Below are 19,206 nucleotides of genomic sequence, written 5' to 3'. Positions count from 1 at the left end.
TGGGGTAAAGGGCCCGGAGGGGAAGAAAATGTTAAAATATAAGAATCAAAGTGCCTTATGTTATATAGATGCTTTGCTTAAGTTCAGCAACTACAGCAAGGCTGCCGAGTCCCTCTATATATCCCAACCTTATTTAACTCAGGTCATTAAACGGATTGAAGCAGAACTGAATTGTCAGATTATCAACCGCCATGAACTGCCTTATCGTTTAACTGAGCAGGGTAAGATTTATTATGACTATCTCGGTTCACTCGAAACGATTTACTCCAATATGCGCAGGCAAATCAATGTGATAACGGATAGGGGGAAGACGACGATAAAAATCGGTATCTTACCCAGTATCGGCACTTACCTGATCCCGCTTTTTTTGCCGAAATTTCTGGCCCTCTATCCCGAATGTCAAATCGAGCTGGTGGAAGATATACCAGAAAACAATGAGAAAAGGCTGTTAAAGAGTGAAGTGGACTTTTGGATTGGACAAAACTCAAGTCGTCTTGCTCCCGCTGTTTGCGCCGTTTCCTGGGGGAAGCATCGGTATTATGCCGTGATCCCCAGCTCCAGCGAGCTTTATCAGGAAGAGACCGCCACTCTTGCGGAAGGGAGTATTGCCATAGAGGACCTATTGAGACAGAAGCTTGTGTTAACGTCTAAGGGATCGGCCATCAGAATGCAGATCGATCACCTGCTGGGTATTTATAAAATAAAGGCCAATATCATTGTCGAAAGCAGTGAAATAGCCACGGTGAAAAATCTTGCTATGGCCGGTATGGGCCTTACTTTTGTCCCTGAAAGTGTGGCCATAGAACCCTCCCCCTCACAATATAATATCTATGAACTGCCCGTTGACCAGTTGAACATAGATTACTTCATCGCGCATAACCGCAACAGGGAACTGTCGGCGATTGATATGGATCTGCTTGATTCATTTCTGCGTTATAAAGATACCGCCCAATACTCACGTCGTGAGAAGGAGAATGCATGACAGAGGCCAATAAAGCGATCGGTCTTATGGGAACCCGGATTCACCTTTATTTTAAGGGGGATCAGGCTGAGAAGTGGCTAGCAGTGGCGTGTGACATGTTAAAGCATTACGAGCACGTCTTTAGCGCCAACAGCGAATTGTCTCAATTGTCTGCGTTGAAAATCACAGCGGCCAAAGAGCCGGTCGTTGTGGATCCGGATTTGTATGAATTGATCAAGACAGGGAGAGATCATAGTCTGGAACCCAATAGTTTTTTGAACATTGCGATTGGCCCCCTGGTTAAGCTTTGGCGGATTGGCTTTGCTGAAGCAAGCGTCCCGAGCCAGCATGAGATCCACCGGGTTCTGACGCGCCTGGATCCTGCAGATATCATCCTGGATGATGAGCAAAAATCGGTGTTTTTTGCCAAAGAGGGCCTTGAAATAGATTTGGGGGCCATCGCGAAAGGGTATTTCAGCGATAAGATCATGGATTTCTTCAAAGAAAAAGATCCTGTTTCCGCCATGATTGATATTGGTGGCAATGTGCTTGTTTATGGAGAATCACCTAAAAAAAGCTCCTATTGGGATGTCGGGATACAGAATCCCTTTCTGCCAAGAGGCCACTGTGTTGCAAAGATCAAGGTAAGAAATCAGTCGGTAGTGACTTCAGGGATCTATGAAAGGACCTTCGAGCACGAAGGTAATAAATACCACCATATTTTTGACAGCCGCAGCGGCTATCCAGTGGAGAATAATATTGCTTCTTTAACTATTATCTCTGATAAATCAATAGATTGTGATGTCTACACGACGAAGCTATTTGGCCTGGATGCGAAAACTATTTTACAAACGGTCAATAAAATAGAGGGGATGGACGCTATTGTGATTACCGTTGATGGACAATTAGCCACCACTTCCAACCTGAGGGAAAAAATAACCCTGGTTTAGAGCCTATCCCACCAGGCGTTATTGGCGCAGCCAGTTTGAACACGGCCAGCGCGGAAGAACCGGAGCGTACACGTAGTACGTGAGGATTCTGAGCACTGCCCAGGTTCAAAATGACAAGCAAAATAGTCCTAATGGGCCAGGCTCTTAGGTTGTTTTATCGGATAATGCTGTAACCTTCACCAGCCACTATGGTGGCGGCTTTTCTCTGGCTGGCAGTCGTATTTCCGTTCAAAAAAATAATCCGTGTCAGGATATTATTGACGTAACGTATAAGAATGTGCGTTTAGTATGAGCGGCATTTATTCAAAGGAGATTTATGTAGATGAATAAAGCTGTTATAAGCATCCTGGCCATCATGTTGTGTGGCTGCGTGGATCCCGGTCGCGTTGGAATTCATCCGGAATTGAAAACAGTGTATTTCAAAGGACAAAAGCACTCGGTAGAAAATTGCCTGTACTCAGCGGCGCTCTCGCAGAAACTGTCGCTAATGAGGGATGATCCTTTGCCAGGTGGAACGGATCGTTACGATTTACAGGACGCTAACGATGAAGATGTGGCGTGGGTTGATATCTCATCCTTTGGCGGAAAACAAACCAGTGTGAACTTTTATTATGCCCCCAATGCTCCCGATGTGCATAAAGCCATTTCATCGATGATAGCCATTTGCCAGAAAGAGCTTGAGTGACGAACACGTCCATGTGACGGTTAACCGTAAACAAATATTGCGTTAATGGGAGAATCAGTTTGGCATTTAAATTAATGGCGGCTACTGGCGCAGTACTGATAGTGATTGCTACAGTTTTGTTTCTCCCCCAAATACTCCGTGAGGCGCAAACTAATACTGAAATAGAAGAAATGTTACAACATCCCGACAGTACTTTTATTATTTTTAGTAAATGTAAAAAGAACGTTTCAGATGTTGACCAATGCTATAACGCATACAGTGCTGCTGTACGACTTGCCGACGCCAAAAACTGTACGTCGTCCGGTATTGAGCTTAAACGTAAATTTAAGAGACTTGTGGAACATTCGAAAGAACGCGATATTGAGAATGAAATCAGCAAAGAATGCCAGTTGAAATGATAAATTCTTATGCTATCAATCTGCTGTGACAGCGGCCAGAGTCAGGCTTGTTGCGCCGCTGTCAGTTTATCGGCGTGGTTTCTCTGATTTTTCCCGGTGCTGCCTGTCAATCTGGTGGAGTACAACGGCATTATTTACACAGGATTAAAACGCGCCTTTATTGTAGAAATAATACAGTGAATTAAAAATTCACCAGCATGGTTTACGGGTTTAGCGGGTGAACGAAGGAGGACCAGTTTTAGGTTTGGCAGGGAAAAACACGGCGCTGACTGGTATAAATCTAACGCTCGCATACGGACGAATCCCGGGGCGTTTTGAAAAAGCGCCTTCGGTACGACGGCAATACAATCTGTACTCTGCAATAGTTTGTAGCATATCAATGTATCGACCAGCATAACTGAAAGAGGTTTTTCAATCCCCTGATTGACAATACATTGACTAATAAAACTATCGGCTTCTTCGAAGGAGTCAATGGTTATCAGCCATTCATAATGGCTTAATGTCATCTTAGGATCCCGGGACTGGAATATAGGATGATTTTCTCGTGCGACAAATCCCTGCGGAAGGCTAAAGAGTTCTTCAACGGCTATTTGATCCTGATCCCAGAACCAGTCTTCCATCAGCAGCGCAATGGCGTAATCCATTTTGCTGGATTTTAATGCTGGCGTGATGTTGCTGAGCAGGCCATCGGTGAACTGGAGTTGAACGTGACTAAAGCGCGAACGAAACCATTTATAAGCTTCGTCGAGCACCGTGGTGGCGATAAGGGGTGTGACGCCAACACGCAATACCCCATAATCGCCGGTTTTGGTATTATCAATCGCAGCCTTTGCCCAATTCATATTGGCCTGGATTGAGCGAAAATAGGGCTCAATACGTTTGGCCGTATTGGTTAATTTAATCCCTCCCCTGGTCTGGCGTACGATTAATTGGCTACCACATTTTTCTTCAAGCTCTGAGAGCGCTTTTGTGACTGCACTTTGCGAAATCGCTAATGATCTTGCTGCCGCCCGGATCCCTCCGTGATCGATAATGGCTAAGAAATATTGAATCTGGTTGGTTTTCATTTCCTTCTCCACTTGTCCTTGAGACGACAGCGCTTTTCGCGTATTTCTGGAATAAACGTCAACCTGGAAGAGCGCTATCTGAGCTATTCACTATTTTATGCGATTAGCGAGTCACGACCTCAGGAAATTCCTGGGATTTGCGACGCAACAACAGAAGACAGGACATGAGCGACAACATACCCATCACCGCAAGGGAAATGAAAATATATGAATACTGTTTATTATCAACAAAATAGCCAAAGAGCGGTTGGATAATGATATCCGGTGTATAGGAGAAAATCGATACCAGCCCGATTGCCGTACCGGCGATCGACAACGGAATTTTGCACTCCGACATAATTGAGAACATTGATGCATATAAGGTACAAACGAAAAATGCTGCGACCATCGTCAACAGCATTACCGGTACTATCATGCCTGCATCATCACCGATTGCAATAACCGCGATCAGGCAAACAATAGCGACAGGACCTGCGATCGTGAACCATTTTAACGTCGATTTCATCCAGCGATCGGCAATAATACCGGTGAGCGGCGTGAGCGACATAAAAATATAAGAGCGTACCAATGAGAGCGTGCCGGAAACTTCATCACTGATACCAAAGGCGGATGTCAGATAAGGCGTAAAGAACGTGATCCCCACGTAAAGTGAATAGGTACAAAACATCACGATAGCAATTAGCCAGATTACAGGCATCTTCATGACTGAATAGGAGTCTTGTAATGTTGGTAGCTTGCCGCCTTTACCCTCAATGGTCTCTTTGATATCGCGCAACAGATATAACAACAAGAAGGCTACTGCGGCATTAGCGATAGCAGAAACCATAATACTCCAGAAGAATCCGGTTGCTGCATCGCTGGCAGCGAGCATCCCATAAACCTTGATTGTGATATATCCCGCCAGCGCGCCAGTCAAACCATTAGAAGCATAGTAAATGCTATATGCCGTGCTGGTCCTTTCTCCACCAATCGTGCGCACGGTTTTCATGATCGCCGGCCAGGCGAGGAAAATTGAACTAAAAGCCAGCAGGAACCAGATGATCAATGAAAATGTATAGGAGCGATAGGTAAATGCATAAACTATCGTTAATAGCGTGGTACTAATAAGTGACCAGAAAATACACTTTTTACTCGATAGACGATCGGCCAGAATGCCACCTGGAAGTAACAGGAAAAGGCAGGCTACAGCAAATATGGTGACAAGATAACCTAATGCTTGCCCGGATGTTCCAGTGTTTTCTACCATTTGGTTAAAAAAATAATACTTCATATAGGGCAGGAGATAAATAGTTCCGCCACACATACCTAATACTATTAACCTAATAATATCTTTAAGTTTCATTGTAATAGTCTCTACCATTGATTAGCTGCAATCTTCTTTTAGGCGGTCACTGCCAGCGTAAAATCAGCACGAATAGTGGTGAAACGTTCTTTTTCGGTAATAAATTTCAGGAAAGTATGCCCTAATACTTTCCCACCATTTTCAATAGTGGTATTGATAGTCGGTTTAATCATTTCGGCCGCCAGTTCTTTGGTATGTAATGGATAGTTTTGCTCACAAACGGCCAGAATGGGGTGCATGGATGGACAGGCATAGCCGACATTACCAATATCGGTAGAGATGGTGATCGGGATAGTCGGTTCGTTTTTTATACCCAGTTCATTAAAAACTTCACACACTGTATCAGTGCCCGTTTTTAAATACGGCATGTCCGCAAATTCATTGCCTACAAATTCAATTTCATATTGCGTATCCGTCATTATGGCGGCGCCCTTAATGCAATTAAGAACTTTTGTTTTTATTTCCTGTAAATACGATTTGCGATCGTGTCGTAATATAAACTCAAGTTCGCAAAAGTCTGGAATTGAGTTGCTGACGGTACCGCCGTTAACCACATAATAAGACATGATCGTCCCAGGTCGCAGTTGCTGGCGGAGGAGTCCGCAGGAAGTCATCAACAGTGTTGCCGCATCAAGGGCATTTTTGCCGAGAAATGGCGCGGCGGCGGCATGAGAACTGACTCCACGATAACGAACGCGGAAAGCGCTAAGCGAAACAATCTGATAATTTGCCGTTGAAACGCCGCTGCCCATGTGGATCATCATGGCAAAATCGTATTTATCGAAAATACCTTTTGCTACCATGGGGACTTTCTGACCAGTGTATTCTTCATCAGGTGTGCCGATGATATCGATATCTACATCTAACGCATCCTCAATTTCTTTTAGCCCGGCAGCGGCGAGTAATGAAATGGACCCACTGGCGCAGTGTCCGCAGGCATGACCAATATCCGGTAAAGCATCATATTCGGCAATAATTACCATTTTATATTGAGCATTCGCCTTCTTAACGACATGTGCGAAATAGGCATAGGGAATATCACAATAGTTTTTTTCAACCGTAAGCCCAAGCGTTGTTAAAAAACGAATATGTTCTTCTGACGAACGTTGTTCATTACCCGATATTTCGGGATGTTCCGCCAGGCAAATATTGACCTGCTGAGCCCGTGGAGCATGTTTTTTTAACGCGATATCAAAATCATAGGTTAACTTATCATATGTTTTCATCTCATTCTCCAGAGTGAGTAATATTAAACAATCATTGGTCTGCCTCACCAATAACACCATTTGATATCAATATATATAAGAGGCCTGTAGCTGTCGTTAGCATAAAAATAAACGCGTTCTATTTTAATGAACAGAGAAGACGGGTAATCTATACCCTAAATAATTCGAGTCGCAGAATAAGACAATGAGTCATTTTGAATAGCGCCTGACGGACCTTGTGGGATGAGATCCAGAAATGGGCCGCGTTATTGTCAACGCACATACCCTCTGAAGTATGACGGGTATACACAAGAAGGTGTACAGATGCACTGATTTAACGGAGAGATAAAGGAACGCGTTAGCGCGATGGTGTACCATCACCATATCCCGCGATCCAAACGGCGGGAAAACCATCAAAGGAGCGCGTTTTGATTAAGGATTATCTGATAGTTGCTTACCTTACCGCCATTGCCTGTTGGCCGGTGACCTTGACGTTGATTGGCGTCTCCGCCTGGATTGCGTTCTATACTCGCCGCCGGATGACTGGCGTTATCCTTGCTGTCTTATTCGTACTGGTGGCCGTTGCTGCATGGCAGTTTGAACATTACATGTAGCACCAAACCGTCTCATCTTTATAGCGGCGGTCGTTTATATGCCGGCACCGCCGTTCCGGTGTACGAGGCCGCATCCGTTGTGCACTCTCAGGCCCGCGGATGTTTGCGCGTGACGGGCTCGTTAATCCGTGTTGCGGCCATTATTGCCGCGCTTGTTCCCCTGTCGCCTGCGCCAGGCATACGCTTCTCTGTTAATCGCTCATTTGCCGGGATCTGCGCTGGTGCAAAACCGATTAATTTGCACCACAAACAACCAGACTCATCATCCAGAATAAAAAAACTCATTTAAATTCAATGATAAAAAATATGGCCTGCTTATTGCTTTAACTATTGGTAGAGATGTTGGACCAATTAAGGCAGGGCGATGAACACATCAGCAGCGCTTTCTCCTATTTCCACACCGCAGAGCGATACGTTGATTCTCGATGCGTTGACGCGTTATATCGCGCAATCTGGCATCCAGACTGGCAGCCGTTTACCGCCTGAACGGATTCTGGCGGAGAAATTAGGCGTAAGCCGCAACACGGTACGTGAAGCGCTTAAACGCTGGGAAGCGCTGGGAATTATCCTGCGCAAAAAAGGCAGCGGTACCTTCCTGCAGGTGGATATTGGCATCAACGATAGCTTTCTCTCACTGCGCTTTAAAAACGACTCGACCAATATGCTCCACGCCCTGGAAGTGCGCCGTATTATCGAATCGGAATCCTGCGTGCTGGCGGCTCAGCGCGCCACCGCAGAGGATCTTGCCGAGATTGAGCGGCGGCTGGATGAGGTGGAACGCGTACACATGGCGGTCGGTTCTGCGGGCGCGGAAGACTGGGCCTTTCACGCCAGCATTTATCGCGCCTCCGGTAACCCATTACTGCTTCAGATGCTGAACGGCGTCTACGACTCGCTACACGCCTTTTTTGAGTCGCCGCCTGAACAGGCGCTGTTTGCTGACTCCTTACCCCTGCACCGTGAGCTCTTCAACGCCATTCGTCAGCGCGACAGCGAAGGGGCACGGGCTATTTGCCACCAGATTCTTGATATCACTGAACGCGACATGAAGGATGTGATTAATGCCAAACGCTAAACCGCTTGAGAAGCAAACCCTGCTTACCCATGATCTGCGCCATGAAAAAGGGGCTGTATCCCCACCGATTTACCAATCATCGCTCTTCACCTTCAGCGATTATGACAGCATGATCGCGCGTTTCCGTGGCGAGAACGATCAACCACTCTACTCCCGCGTCGATAACCCGACGGTAGTCGCGCTACAGGATAAAGTGGCGGCGCTGGAGGGCGGTGAAGCCTGTCTGGCGTTTAGCAGTGGTATGGCGGCCATCAGCAACGCGATTCTGAGCGTTGTCTCGCCTGGCGCAAAGGTGGTTTGTATTAATCATGTCTATCCTGACACTTACCGTTTCCTGCGCGGCTTCTGCCATCGTTTTGGAATCGACACTGAGTTTGTTGATGGCGGCGATCCTGAGGCAATACGCGCGGCGTTGCCTGGTGCCAGTCTGTTATACCTGGAAAGCCCAGCAAGCTGGGTGATGAGCGAACAAAATCTTAAGCAACTCTCTGCTCTGGCGCGTGACGCCGGGGTGACCACCATTATTGATAACAGCTGGGCTTCGCCGCTGTTCCAGCAGCCTCTGGCCTGCGGGATCGATATCGTGGTGCATTCGGCCTCGAAATACATCAGCGGCCATAGCGATGTGGTTGCGGGGCTGGTGATTTCCAGTCGGCAGCACATCGCCAATATCAGTCGCCACATCAGCCCGTATCTCGGGGGAAAACTGTCTGCCCAGGAAGCGTCATTGCTACTGCGCGGATTACGTACCCTGCCGCTGCGCATGCAGCAACATCATCGCAGCGCGCTGACGCTGGCGAAAAATCTCCAGGCCCACCCGCAGGTGACCGCGGTTTATCACCCCGGACTGCAACCGCCGTCGTGGTCATCCCTGAGCGGCTACAGTGGGCTGTTTTCATTTGCCGTGGCGGAATCTATTGATATCCCGAAACTGTGCAACGCCCTGCAACTGTTCCATATGGGAGTGAGCTGGGGCGGATTTGAGAGCCTGGTGATGCCGGCCATTTCCGTTATCAATCAGGACAGCGCGTTTAATTCCGCTGTTGATTTTGCCGTTTCCCCCCGCCTGATCCGCATTTCAGTCGGTCTCGAAGATACCGCGGATCTGTGGGCCGATCTACAACAGGCCCTCACCGCCGCAACGCACGCATAAACCACCCTGGAGAGAATGCAATGACACATCCCTTCACGCTGAGAGCGCTGATTCTGGCAACCGGACTGACCATGGCGTTGAATAGCATGGCCGCCAAACTGACGGTGGTGGAAGTGATCACCAGCCCACCGCGTACCGAGCTGTTGCAGAAAATGCTCAATGAATATAAGGCGCAACATCCTGGTACGGAAATCGAATTGATTTCGCTTCCCTGGGGGCAGGCTTTCGAGAAACTCGGGACGATGTTACAGAGCGGTCAGATCCCGGATGTGGTGGAGATGCCTGATACCTGGCAGGGCCTCTACGCCAGCAACAACATGCTTGAGGACCTTGAACCACGGATGAAAAGCTGGGAAGGCACGGGACAACTTACCGCTAAAACCTTAGCGATGGCGCGTGCCGCTAACGGCAAGGCCACCATGATCCCTTATGGCTTCTATATGCGGGCGCTGTTCTGGAATAAGAAACTGTTCAGAGAGGCGGGTCTGAGCGAGCCGCCGAAAACCATGGAAGAGTTTGCAAGCGATGCGAAACGGATCAGCGCGTTAGGTCACGGCATCAGCGGTTACTGTCTGCGCGGCGGCGTCGGCGGCACCAACGCCTGGATGATGTTTATGACGGCCATGAACGGCTCACCGGCGTTTTTTGATAAAGAGGGTAACAGCACGTTAACGCAGCCTGGGGCGATTAAAGGCGCACAGCTTCTGGTGGATATGTATCAGCAAGGCGGGGCGCCAAAAGACAGTATTAACTGGGGATTCAATGAGATCGTCTCCGGTTTCTATTCCGGCAAGTGCGCCATGCTGGATCAAGATCCCGATGCGCTGATCGCCATCAAAAATAGCATGCCAGCAGATGATTTCGCCGTCGCGCCAATGCCGGTAGGTCCATCGGGCAAAGCCTTCCCGACGATTGGCTACACCGGATGGGCGATGTTCAGACAAGGCAAGCAGAACGATCTCGCCTGGCCGTTGATCGCCTTCCTCAGTAATAAAACGAACAATCTGGCGTGGGCGAAATTTGTCGGCACGTTGCCCATTTATCAGGGTGCTGAACAGGACCCCTTCTATAAAACCCCCCAGTTTTCCGGTTGGTTTAAAGAACTGAACGATCCGAATTATGTGCCGTTGACCATGCCTACCCATCTGAAAGGCTGGGGATATTTCAACTCGGTGATCGTCAAAGAAAGCTCGCAGGAGACTCTGCTGGGAGAGAACGACACCGCAACGATGGTGAAGGCGTGGGCGAAATACCTCACGAAAGAGCAGAAAGCATGGCTTGCTGCGCAGAAATAATGGCCTTCATGAGGAACGATGCTGATGCTTGATACGTCATTGCCGGCCAGCAACATGCGTTCTCGTCGCCAGCGATGGGCGAGAATGCTGGAGCCCTGGTGCTATCTGTCGCCGGGGCTGGTACTGATCGCCGTATTTATTTTTGTCCCTATGGCGATCGGTATTTCCTATGCATTTCAGAGCATGAACTTGCTTAACCCGATGGAGAACGGTTGGGTTGGCTGGGATAACTTTTCCGCCATGCTCGATGACCGGCGCTTTTTTAAAGCGCTTGGTCACACCCTCAACTGGACGCTGAGCTCGCTACTGTTGCAGTTCTTTTTCGGGCTGCTACTGGCGCTGTTGCTCAATCGCGAGTTTCGCTTTCGGCGCTGGGTGCAGGCGCTGGTGTTCTTGCCCTGGGCCGTGCCGGCGTTTCTCTCCGGGCTGACATGGTCATGGTTGTTCAATCCGGTGGTCGGGCCGTTGCCGCAGTGGTTAAGCGATTCAGGCATCCTGAGCCAGCCCTACAACATTTTGTCCGATCCGCAACTGGCAATATGGGGGCCAGTGATCGCCAACGTCTGGTTCGGTATTCCATTTTTTGCCATCACCCTGCTGGCCGCGCTGCAATCTATTCCACAAGATTTGTATGAAGCGGCGGCAATGGACGGGGCCAGCGGCTGGCAGCAGTTTCGTCGCGTAACGCTGCCGTTCCTCGCGCCGATGATTGCCATCACCGTGATGCTGCGCACTATCTGGATTGCCAACTTTGCCGACCTGATCGTCGTGATGACCGATGGCGGACCTGCGGGCTCCACCGCCATTTTATCGAGCTACATCTTTACCACTGCCTATCGCAAACTTGATTTTGGCTACGCCTCGGCGATGGCTGTGTTTCTGCTACTGCTGATGACCGTCTATGCGCTGGTATTGCTGCGTATTCGTCATCAACTGTTGAAGTAAGGAGAAATCATGCGCCTGTTACCGCTCATCGGACATCGCCTCAGCATTGCCGCATATCTGCTGTTCGCTCTGTTTCCACTTTACTGGATCATCAAAATTGCCGTCACCCCGGACCCACTGTTGTTCAGTCAGGGAGTGACCCTGCTGCCGAGCGGTCTGACGCTGAGCCACTTCAGGAAGGTGCTCACGGAGAGTGATTTTCCGACGTTTTTCAGCAATAGCCTGATCGTTTCGCTGGCGACAGCGCTGCTGACCACGTTGATCTCCGCCGCTGCTGGCTATGCGTTTTCGCGTTTTCAGTTTCGCAGCAAAATGATCATCGCCGCGCTGCTGCTGTTCACCCAGATGTTCCCGCTGGTGATGATTATTGCGCCGATTTATCGCGTTATGGCGCCGCTCGGGCTCACCAACAGCCTGTCCGGCTTAATCCTCATCTATACGGCGTTTAATGTTCCTTTCGCCACGTTTTTAATGCAGTCGTTTTTCGATGCTATTCCGAAAGATCTTGAAGAGTCGGCGATGCTGGAAGGATGTACCCGCTTTCAGGCGCTGTATCGTGTGCTGATGCCGCTCACGTTGCCGGGTATGGCGGCAACGCTGGGTTTTGTCTTTACCGCGGCCTGGAGCGAACTGTTGTTCTCTCTGATGTTAATCAATAAGAACGAGGTGATGACCTTCCCCGTCGGGTTGCTCAGCTTCGTCTCTAAGTTTGCGGTTTCCTGGGGCGACATGATGGCTGCGGCAGTGCTGGCGCTGATCCCGGCCTGTCTGTTTTTTGCCTTTATTCAACGCTATTTGGTTCAGGGACTCACCGCAGGGGCGGTTAAGGGGTAAATAATGGCCGCAATTACGCTGGCGCAAATCGACAAATGCTATGGCAACGTCGAGGTTTTACGCGATATCAATCTCACCATTCAGGATGGTGAGTTTGTGGTGCTGGTCGGTCCGTCCGGCTGCGGAAAATCGACGTTACTGCGCACCATTGCTGGCCTGGAGCTGGCAAGCAGCGGTGATATCCGTATCGGTAATAAGCTGATGAATGATGTCCCGCCAAAAGATCGCGATATTTCGATGGTGTTTCAGAGCTATGCGCTTTATCCCCACCTGACCGTGGCGCGCAATATGGGGTTTAGCCTGGAAATTAAGAAGCGGCCGCGGGCCGAAATCGACGAAAAGGTACGGCGGGCAGCGGAAATTCTCAGCCTCAGCCATTTGCTGGATCGACGGCCAAAAGAGCTCTCCGGCGGTCAGCGGCAGCGCGTGGCCATGGGGAGGGCGATTGTTCGTCAACCGCAGGTGTTTCTGTTTGATGAACCGCTGTCGAACCTTGATGCGCAACTGCGCGGACAGATGCGGGTGGAAATTAAGAAACTGCATCAGCAGATGAATAACACCATTGTCTACGTCACCCACGATCAGGTCGAAGCGATGACGCTCGCCGATCGCATCGTGGTGCTTAATCATGGCGTTATTCAACAAGTGGGCACACCGCTGGAGCTGTACGACACCCCGGCGAATAAATTTGTCGCCAGCTTTATCGGTTCGCCCCCCATGAATTTTATTAACGGCCTGACGTGCGCCAGCGGCGTTGCTATCGGCGACGACGTCCGGTTACCGCTTAATCCACAGTGGGCGGCACAAGAGAGTGGGCGAGAGGTGATTTACGGTATTCGTCCTGAGAATATCAGCCTCGCCACTGCGGATAGGGCGGACGCGCTACCGCTGCGGGTGTCATTAGTGGAGCCTACCGGGCTATCGGAACTGATCCACGGCACGTTATATGGCCATGACATCATGCTGTTTACCACCCGGCGATCCGGCGCGCGGGCGGGGGAGACCATTTTTATTACCCTGGATCACCAGCGCGCGATGTTATTCGATGCGGCCTCGCAAAGACGCTTATAAAACTGACGAAAAGAGATGATATATGAGGAAAATAAACTATCTGCTCATGTTGCCCGCGTTGTTAGCTTCACTCGCCGTCACTCCGGCAGCCCAGGCGAAAACCCTGGTTTACTGTTCTGAAGCGTCGCCGGAGGGGTTTAATCCGCAGTTATATACTACCGGCGTCACCAATGACGCCAGCGCTAACCCCATATACAACCGACTGATTGATTTTAAATACGGTACCACCGATCTGATCCCCTCCCTTGCGGAGCGCTGGGAGATCAGCCCTGATGGCAAAACCTACACGTTTTACCTGCGTGAACATGTGAAATGGCAAAGCAATAAGGATTTTACCCCCAGCCGGGATTTCAATGCCGATGATGTGGTGTTTAGTTTTATGCGCCAGAAAGATACGGCCTCTGAGTGGCATAAGGTCTCGGGCGGCAACTACCCCTATTTTACGGGAATGGGGTTGGATAAACTGATCGTCAGCGTCCGTAAACTTGACGATCGGCGGGTGGTTTTCACCCTCGCTCACCCTGAAGTTCCTTTCCTTGCGGATATCGCAATGGGTTTTGCCTCGATCACCTCGGCGGAATATGCCGATAAAATGATGCGCGCGGGGACACCGGAGAAACTCGATCTTGCGCCGATCGGAACCGGGCCATTTCAGCTCGTCCAGTATCAGAAGGATTCACGTATCCTGTATAAATCCTTTGCCGATTACTGGGGCGGAAAAACGAAAATCGATCGTCTGGTATTCAGTATTACGCCGGATGCGTCGATACGTTTCGCTAAACTACAAAAAAATGAGTGTCAGATCATGACCTCGCCAAATCCAGCGGATATTCCGGCCATCAGTAAAGCGGCGCATATTACTCTGCTGCGCCAGGCTGGCCTGAACACCGGCTATCTGTCGTTTAATGTCGAGAAGAAGCCATTTGATAACCTGAAAGTTCGCCAGGCGCTGGCGCTGGCAATTAACAAACCCGATATTATCAAAGCGGTTTATGAAGGCACGGGCCAGATTGCCAACAGTTTGCTGCCGCCATCCATGTGGGGCTACGCGCCGGGTCGCGAAAGTCATGATTACGATCCGCTCAACGCCAGGAAATTGCTTGCCGAGGCGGGCTATGCCAATGGCTTCAGCACCGAGATTTGGGCGATGCCGGTCCAGCGCCCCTATAATCCGAACGCACGGCGGATGGCGGAAATGATTCAGGCTGACTGGGCGGCTATTGGCGTACAGGCAAAAATCGTCACTTATGAATGGGGTGAATATCTGAAACGCGCCTCACAGGGCGATCACCAGACGATACTCATTGGCTGGGGAGGTGATAATGGCGATCCGGATAATTTCTTTAGCCCGCTCTTTAGCTGCGCCGCAGTGAACGGCGGCGCGAACTATTCGCGGTGGTGCGATAAATCCTTTGAAGCGCTGATTAATGCCGCGCGCAGCGAGCCGGATCATGACCAGCGCGTTCGACTGTATCAGCAGGCGCAGCAACTGATGGCGCAGCAGGTACCGGCAGTGATGATCGGCCATTCAACGGTGTATGAACCCATCAGCGATAAAGTGAAAGGTTACAGGATCTCTCCGGTTGGCGGTCATCGCTTTGAACAGGTCTCTGTGGAATAAATATTGACAGCGCCTGATTCATCAGGCGCTGAACCGAAGGACAACGTGGAACATCAACCCATGACCCAAAAAACTTATCAGCCCGATTGGGCAAGCCTCGATAGCCGGGAGATACCTCAGTGGTATAACGAGGCCAGGTTCGGCATTTTTATCCACTGGGGGGTTTACTCCGTTCCCTCATGGCGAAAAATTAATAACGCCTTGTTCGGATCTTACGCCGAGTGGTATTACGCCAGCGTTTATGGTCAGTATCGCAATAATGATGATGATTTCCACCAGAGAAACTATGCCCCGGATTTTCTCTATCGTGATTTTGCTCCGCTCTTTAAAGCTGAGCTTTTTGAGCCTGAGGCCTGGGCCGAACTGTTTAAATCCTCCGGGGCGAAATATGTGGTGCTGACGACAAAACATCATGACGGCTTCTGCCTGTGGCCGACTGAAAATCGCCATAAGAAAGGGTGGAACAGCGGCGACACCGGGCCGCAGCGCGATCTGCTCGGCGATATCACCCGGGCCGTCCGTGACAGCGGGCTAAAAATGGGGATCTACTATTCCAGCGTTGAATGGGAAACCAACTCAAGCCATCGCCCTGAAGGCGGTTTTTTTATCCCTCAGCGCGACCGCGAAAAGTTTGGTATTGCCGAGGCGCGTTATCCGGATGAAATCCTTATTCCTCAGTTAAAAGAGCTGGTTACCAACTATCAGCCAAGCCTGATTTTCGCCGATGGCGGAGAGTGGGACTTTAGCGAAGAATATAGCCAGACTAAAGAATTCCTGTGCTGGTTGTACAACGATGCGCCGAATAAAGACGAAGTGGTAGTGAACGATCGGTTTTGTAAAGAGATGCCGGGCGAACATGGCGATTATTACAGTACTGAGTATAACGATAAAGATGGTTTCGGCAGGCTTCATCCGTGGGAGGAGAGTCGCGGTATCGGCAAATCCTACGGTTATAACCGTGCGGAACAACTGGAAGATTATTGCACATCACAGCAACTGATTCTCCAGCTCATCGGGATCGTTGCTAAAGGGGGAAACTTCCTGTTAAACGTTGGCCCCACTGCGGATGGCCGCATCCCGGTTATACAACAGGAACGGTTACGGGACATCGGTCGTTGGATGGCGGTAAACGGCGAAGCGATTTATGGCAGCGAAATGTGTACCCGCTTACAGCACGACGATGAGCACGCTTTTCTGACCTGCGCAGGCGCCCACGATTACCTGATTCTCACCCGCTGGCCTACCCACAACTTTGCTTTACGCATCCTGTCAGGAATGACGCCGGGCGCCTGTGAGTTACTGTGCCGTGGGCAGCCGATCCCAGTGCCGTTCGAGATCCTGGGGGAGCAGCTTATTCTGCATCCTCTGCCCTGGGATTTTGAGCTTGGGCTGGAATATGCCTACACGTTCAGGCTGAGCTATTAATCGACTTGCTGGCGTATATATCGCTGAGAACATTGCGGTATATACCCGGCATACTTCCCGTTATATCCGCGTTGGCCACGGCGATCCGCTTCACCCCTGAGCCCTTCGCGGCCAGCGCAAAATCAGGTTGAATGCGATTAAGCGTTCTGTTCAGCAATGTTAAAGAGACGAGGCATATAAGTGCCGTCGGGGGGATCCGGGATGGGCGGTGAAAATGCATAAGCAATGGGACGTTCCGGATAGCGGTATTTCCCGTCTGAGTTGTTATTATCTCTTTCCCCTATTCTTGTCTACTCTGAGCCTGGCGCATTATGATTCCCGTTACGCTGCGCGAGATGACGCGTATCGATATTCCTGTGGTTCAGGTATTTCTTGTTAAGGACCTGGAATTTGTTCTTCAGCGTGGGCAGGGTAATACAGCCCGCCGCTCAGGACATCTTTAATCCCGAATGTGTTTCTCAGCGCAGACCTGCCGGTTAAAGGGCAATTTTCTCCTGAGACGTTTGTCGTTCTTTGAACCCCGCCTTTAAGTTAAGCGGCTCAGTATTTCTAAATTGATCATAATCATATAATTCTCATTTATCTTTTTATTGTGATTCTCATATACCAGAGCGGTCTATTTTAACTTATTGTAAGTTATATATAAAATGATGTTTGTATGACGTTTTTATTTATTTATTTATCATACGGTTGACCTTATTAACAATTGTCGCTAGAGTCGCTGTCGACAGCACTTCATTACATTTTTATAGCCTAAATTATTCGCGCGGCAGGGTAAGAGGATTGCGCCCAGGGAACTGACTCAAGTCAGTGACTGAGGTGAGTGAATATCCGGGACACCTGCTGCCTGAAGTATGATGGATTATGTTTTGAATTGGAATATGGTGCGAATGATTCAGTTCAATGCCATAACTGCCCCCGCAACTGTAGGCGGATAGCGAATATCCTTGTGCGGTTAATTAACCGCTGGTCACTGTAAAGTATGCTTTATGGGAAGGCTGATATTCTGATTGCCGCGAGTCAGGAGACCTGCTGTCAGGTTGTACGCCATTGAGTGGACGGGATGGTCCATGGGATGAATTATTTGACATAAACTGTGATGAATTTATGTATACGATATTTGGCGAAATAAAGCTTATTCCCCTAAATAATTCGAGTTGCATGACAAACGGTTAACCGTTTTGAACGGCGCTTGCGTTGGCCCCGTAGAGGTGAAGCCGCAGGCGTGAATCACGCGGCAAGTGAGCGCAGTCAACATACAGGCAACTTGAACTATAACGGGTATATTTGCATCTTTTACATAATATCATTCAAAAGCGTTCACGACTCAATGTCATCTATTTTCATGTCTCCTCCCGCTATATGGAATGAAATAACCATGACCAGAGGTTAACCTTCTGGCATCGACGGGACGATGATAATGCACGCTAATTCTACCTCTTTTACTTCGAAAAAAACGCTTCTGGCAATGACGGGCGCCGCGGTTCTGTTTCTGAATGCCGGTTTCGCCAGCGCGGCAAAAACCGAATATCCTCTGACGATTAAAAACTGCGGTCGCGAGCTTACCTTCAATCAGGCGCCAACGCGCGTGGCAACGGTCGGTCAGAACAGCACTGAAATTCTTTATTCACTGGGTCTGGCCGACCGCGTGGTCGGAACCTCGCTCTGGTTTGGCCCGGTACCGGATGCGTATAAAGCGGCAAATGAGAAAATTGCCGTTATTGCACAAAACATTCCCAGTTTTGAAGGGATCATTGCGAAAAAGCCGGATCTGGTTGCCAGCCAGTTTGAGTGGCAAATCGGCCCGGCGGGGACGGTGGCATCTTACGAGCAGTTTAGTGAACTGAAAGTGCCTGTTTATACCGCGCCAGCCGACTGCGCAAAAGATAACGAAGATGGCGGCGACGGTGTACGTAAGAGCATGTTTGATATCGCAATGGTGTACCAGGAAATCGCCGATCTGGCGAAAATCTTCGACGTTCAGGATAAAGGCGATGCGCTGATTGCCAGCCTTAAGGCGCGGGAAGCGGCAGCCAAAAATAAAATTTCCGCAATGGATAAAAACGTTTCCGTCGTTTTCTGGTTCTCCAGTGCCGACCTGCAGCTCGATCCTTATGTCGCCGGGAAGTTTGGTCCGGCCGCATGGATCGCGAAAACGCTGGGCGTGAAAAACGTGATTGATTCCGCTGAAGAGTGGCCCACGGTAGGCTGGGAAACTATCGCTAAAGCCAATCCTTCCGTCATTGTGCTCGGTGAAATGAGCCGTCGCCGCTTCCCCGCTGATGACTGGAAAGTCAAAATGGAATATCTGAAATCTGACCCCGTCACCAGCCTGCTTCCCGCGGTGAAGGAAAACCATCTGCCGGTCATTGATGTACAAACCATGAACGCCGGGATTAGAACCATTGATGGGGTGGAAAAACTGGCTGACGCCCTGGTTGAGTACGGCTTAGCGCATCCGCAGGCCGCTCATTAAGCGACGTTTTACCCCTGGTCTTGCCTTACTGCCCGGTTAACGGCGCAAATTGTCGCAGCCAGTCTGGATACGGACAGAGCGGAACATCC

General features: G+C 49.6%; 17 protein-coding genes and 1 riboswitch. Of the genes, 14 read left to right on the top strand and 3 right to left on the bottom strand.

Going from position 1 to position 19,206, the window contains the following annotated elements:
- The first annotated feature begins 28 nt into the window (after positions 1–28).
- The 4 genes from FE839_RS00155 (at position 29) to FE839_RS00135 (ending at position 2,994) form a co-directional block, all read left to right on the top strand.
- Positions 29–982: a LysR family transcriptional regulator gene (locus tag FE839_RS00155; protein ID WP_138357921.1), complete on the top strand. Its 954-nt coding sequence runs from the start codon at positions 29–31 to the stop codon at positions 980–982.
- Positions 979–1,911: an FAD:protein FMN transferase gene (locus tag FE839_RS00150; protein ID WP_138357919.1), complete on the top strand. Its 933-nt coding sequence runs from the start codon at positions 979–981 to the stop codon at positions 1,909–1,911. The genes FE839_RS00155 and FE839_RS00150 overlap by 4 nt, the downstream gene beginning before the upstream one ends.
- Before the next feature lie 322 nt (positions 1,912–2,233).
- Positions 2,234–2,596 carry a hypothetical protein gene (locus FE839_RS00140; RefSeq protein WP_138357915.1) on the top strand — a complete coding sequence of 121 codons (363 nt, stop codon included), beginning with the start codon at positions 2,234–2,236 and terminating at the stop codon, positions 2,594–2,596.
- Positions 2,597–2,655: 59 nt separating this feature from the next.
- Positions 2,656–2,994, top strand: coding sequence for a hypothetical protein (locus FE839_RS00135; protein WP_138357913.1), 339 nt, complete (start codon positions 2,656–2,658; stop codon positions 2,992–2,994).
- Between the two features lie 134 nt (positions 2,995–3,128).
- On the opposite strand, the gene FE839_RS00130 is transcribed toward FE839_RS00135, so the two are convergent.
- The 3 genes from FE839_RS00130 to FE839_RS00120 all read right to left on the bottom strand — a co-directional run bounded on the left by FE839_RS00130 (position 3,129) and on the right by FE839_RS00120 (position 6,629).
- Positions 3,129–4,061: a LysR family transcriptional regulator gene (locus FE839_RS00130; RefSeq protein ID WP_138357911.1), complete on the bottom strand. Its 933-nt coding sequence runs from the start codon at positions 4,059–4,061 to the stop codon at positions 3,129–3,131.
- Between the two features lie 103 nt (positions 4,062–4,164).
- Positions 4,165–5,403, bottom strand: coding sequence for an MFS transporter (locus FE839_RS00125; protein ID WP_171034782.1), 1,239 nt, complete (start codon positions 5,401–5,403; stop codon positions 4,165–4,167).
- 38 nt (positions 5,404–5,441) lie between these two features.
- Entirely contained in the window at positions 5,442–6,629 is a 1,188-nt protein-coding gene (locus tag FE839_RS00120; RefSeq protein WP_171034781.1) for a M20/M25/M40 family metallo-hydrolase, read from the bottom strand.
- A 407-nt stretch (positions 6,630–7,036) separates the two neighbouring features.
- On the opposite strand from FE839_RS00120, the gene FE839_RS00115 reads away from it, so the two are divergent.
- The 10 genes from FE839_RS00115 (at position 7,037) to FE839_RS00070 (ending at position 19,117) form a co-directional block, all read left to right on the top strand.
- Positions 7,037–7,222, top strand: coding sequence for a hypothetical protein (locus tag FE839_RS00115; protein WP_138357905.1), 186 nt, complete (start codon positions 7,037–7,039; stop codon positions 7,220–7,222).
- A 364-nt stretch (positions 7,223–7,586) separates the two neighbouring features.
- Positions 7,587–8,297, top strand: a complete 711-nt coding sequence (locus FE839_RS00110) for a FadR/GntR family transcriptional regulator (protein ID WP_138357903.1) — start codon at positions 7,587–7,589, stop codon at positions 8,295–8,297.
- Positions 8,284–9,450 (top strand): PLP-dependent transferase, encoded by a 1,167-nt coding sequence (locus FE839_RS00105; protein WP_138357901.1) that lies wholly within the window; start codon positions 8,284–8,286, stop codon positions 9,448–9,450. The genes FE839_RS00110 and FE839_RS00105 overlap by 14 nt, the downstream gene beginning before the upstream one ends.
- A gap of 20 nt (positions 9,451–9,470) precedes the next feature.
- Positions 9,471–10,745 (top strand): ABC transporter substrate-binding protein, encoded by a 1,275-nt coding sequence (locus tag FE839_RS00100; RefSeq protein WP_138357899.1) that lies wholly within the window; start codon positions 9,471–9,473, stop codon positions 10,743–10,745.
- Positions 10,746–10,769: 24 nt separating this feature from the next.
- Positions 10,770–11,690: a carbohydrate ABC transporter permease gene (locus FE839_RS00095; RefSeq protein ID WP_171034780.1), complete on the top strand. Its 921-nt coding sequence runs from the start codon at positions 10,770–10,772 to the stop codon at positions 11,688–11,690.
- A gap of 9 nt (positions 11,691–11,699) precedes the next feature.
- Positions 11,700–12,524, top strand: coding sequence for a carbohydrate ABC transporter permease (locus tag FE839_RS00090; protein WP_138357897.1), 825 nt, complete (start codon positions 11,700–11,702; stop codon positions 12,522–12,524).
- A 3-nt stretch (positions 12,525–12,527) separates the two neighbouring features.
- Complete coding sequence (locus FE839_RS00085) at positions 12,528–13,595, top strand: ABC transporter ATP-binding protein (RefSeq protein ID WP_138357895.1); 1,068 nt, start codon at positions 12,528–12,530, stop codon at positions 13,593–13,595.
- 22 nt (positions 13,596–13,617) lie between these two features.
- Complete coding sequence (locus tag FE839_RS00080; protein WP_138357893.1) at positions 13,618–15,216, top strand: ABC transporter substrate-binding protein; 1,599 nt, start codon at positions 13,618–13,620, stop codon at positions 15,214–15,216.
- 60 nt (positions 15,217–15,276) lie between these two features.
- Positions 15,277–16,641, top strand: coding sequence for an alpha-L-fucosidase (locus FE839_RS00075; RefSeq protein WP_138357891.1), 1,365 nt, complete (start codon positions 15,277–15,279; stop codon positions 16,639–16,641).
- Positions 16,642–17,474: 833 nt separating this feature from the next.
- Positions 17,475–17,693: riboswitch (cobalamin riboswitch) on the top strand.
- Between the two features lie 368 nt (positions 17,694–18,061).
- Entirely contained in the window at positions 18,062–19,117 is a 1,056-nt protein-coding gene (locus tag FE839_RS00070; RefSeq protein WP_138357889.1) for an ABC transporter substrate-binding protein, read from the top strand.
- The last annotated feature ends 89 nt before the right edge of the window (positions 19,118–19,206 follow it).

The organism is Klebsiella indica, assembly GCF_005860775.1.
In the GTDB taxonomy this organism is placed as follows: domain Bacteria; phylum Pseudomonadota; class Gammaproteobacteria; order Enterobacterales; family Enterobacteriaceae; genus Klebsiella; species Klebsiella indica.
The sequence above is the reverse complement of the archived record's forward strand: the minus strand, read 5'-3'. Positions and strand labels throughout refer to the sequence as shown.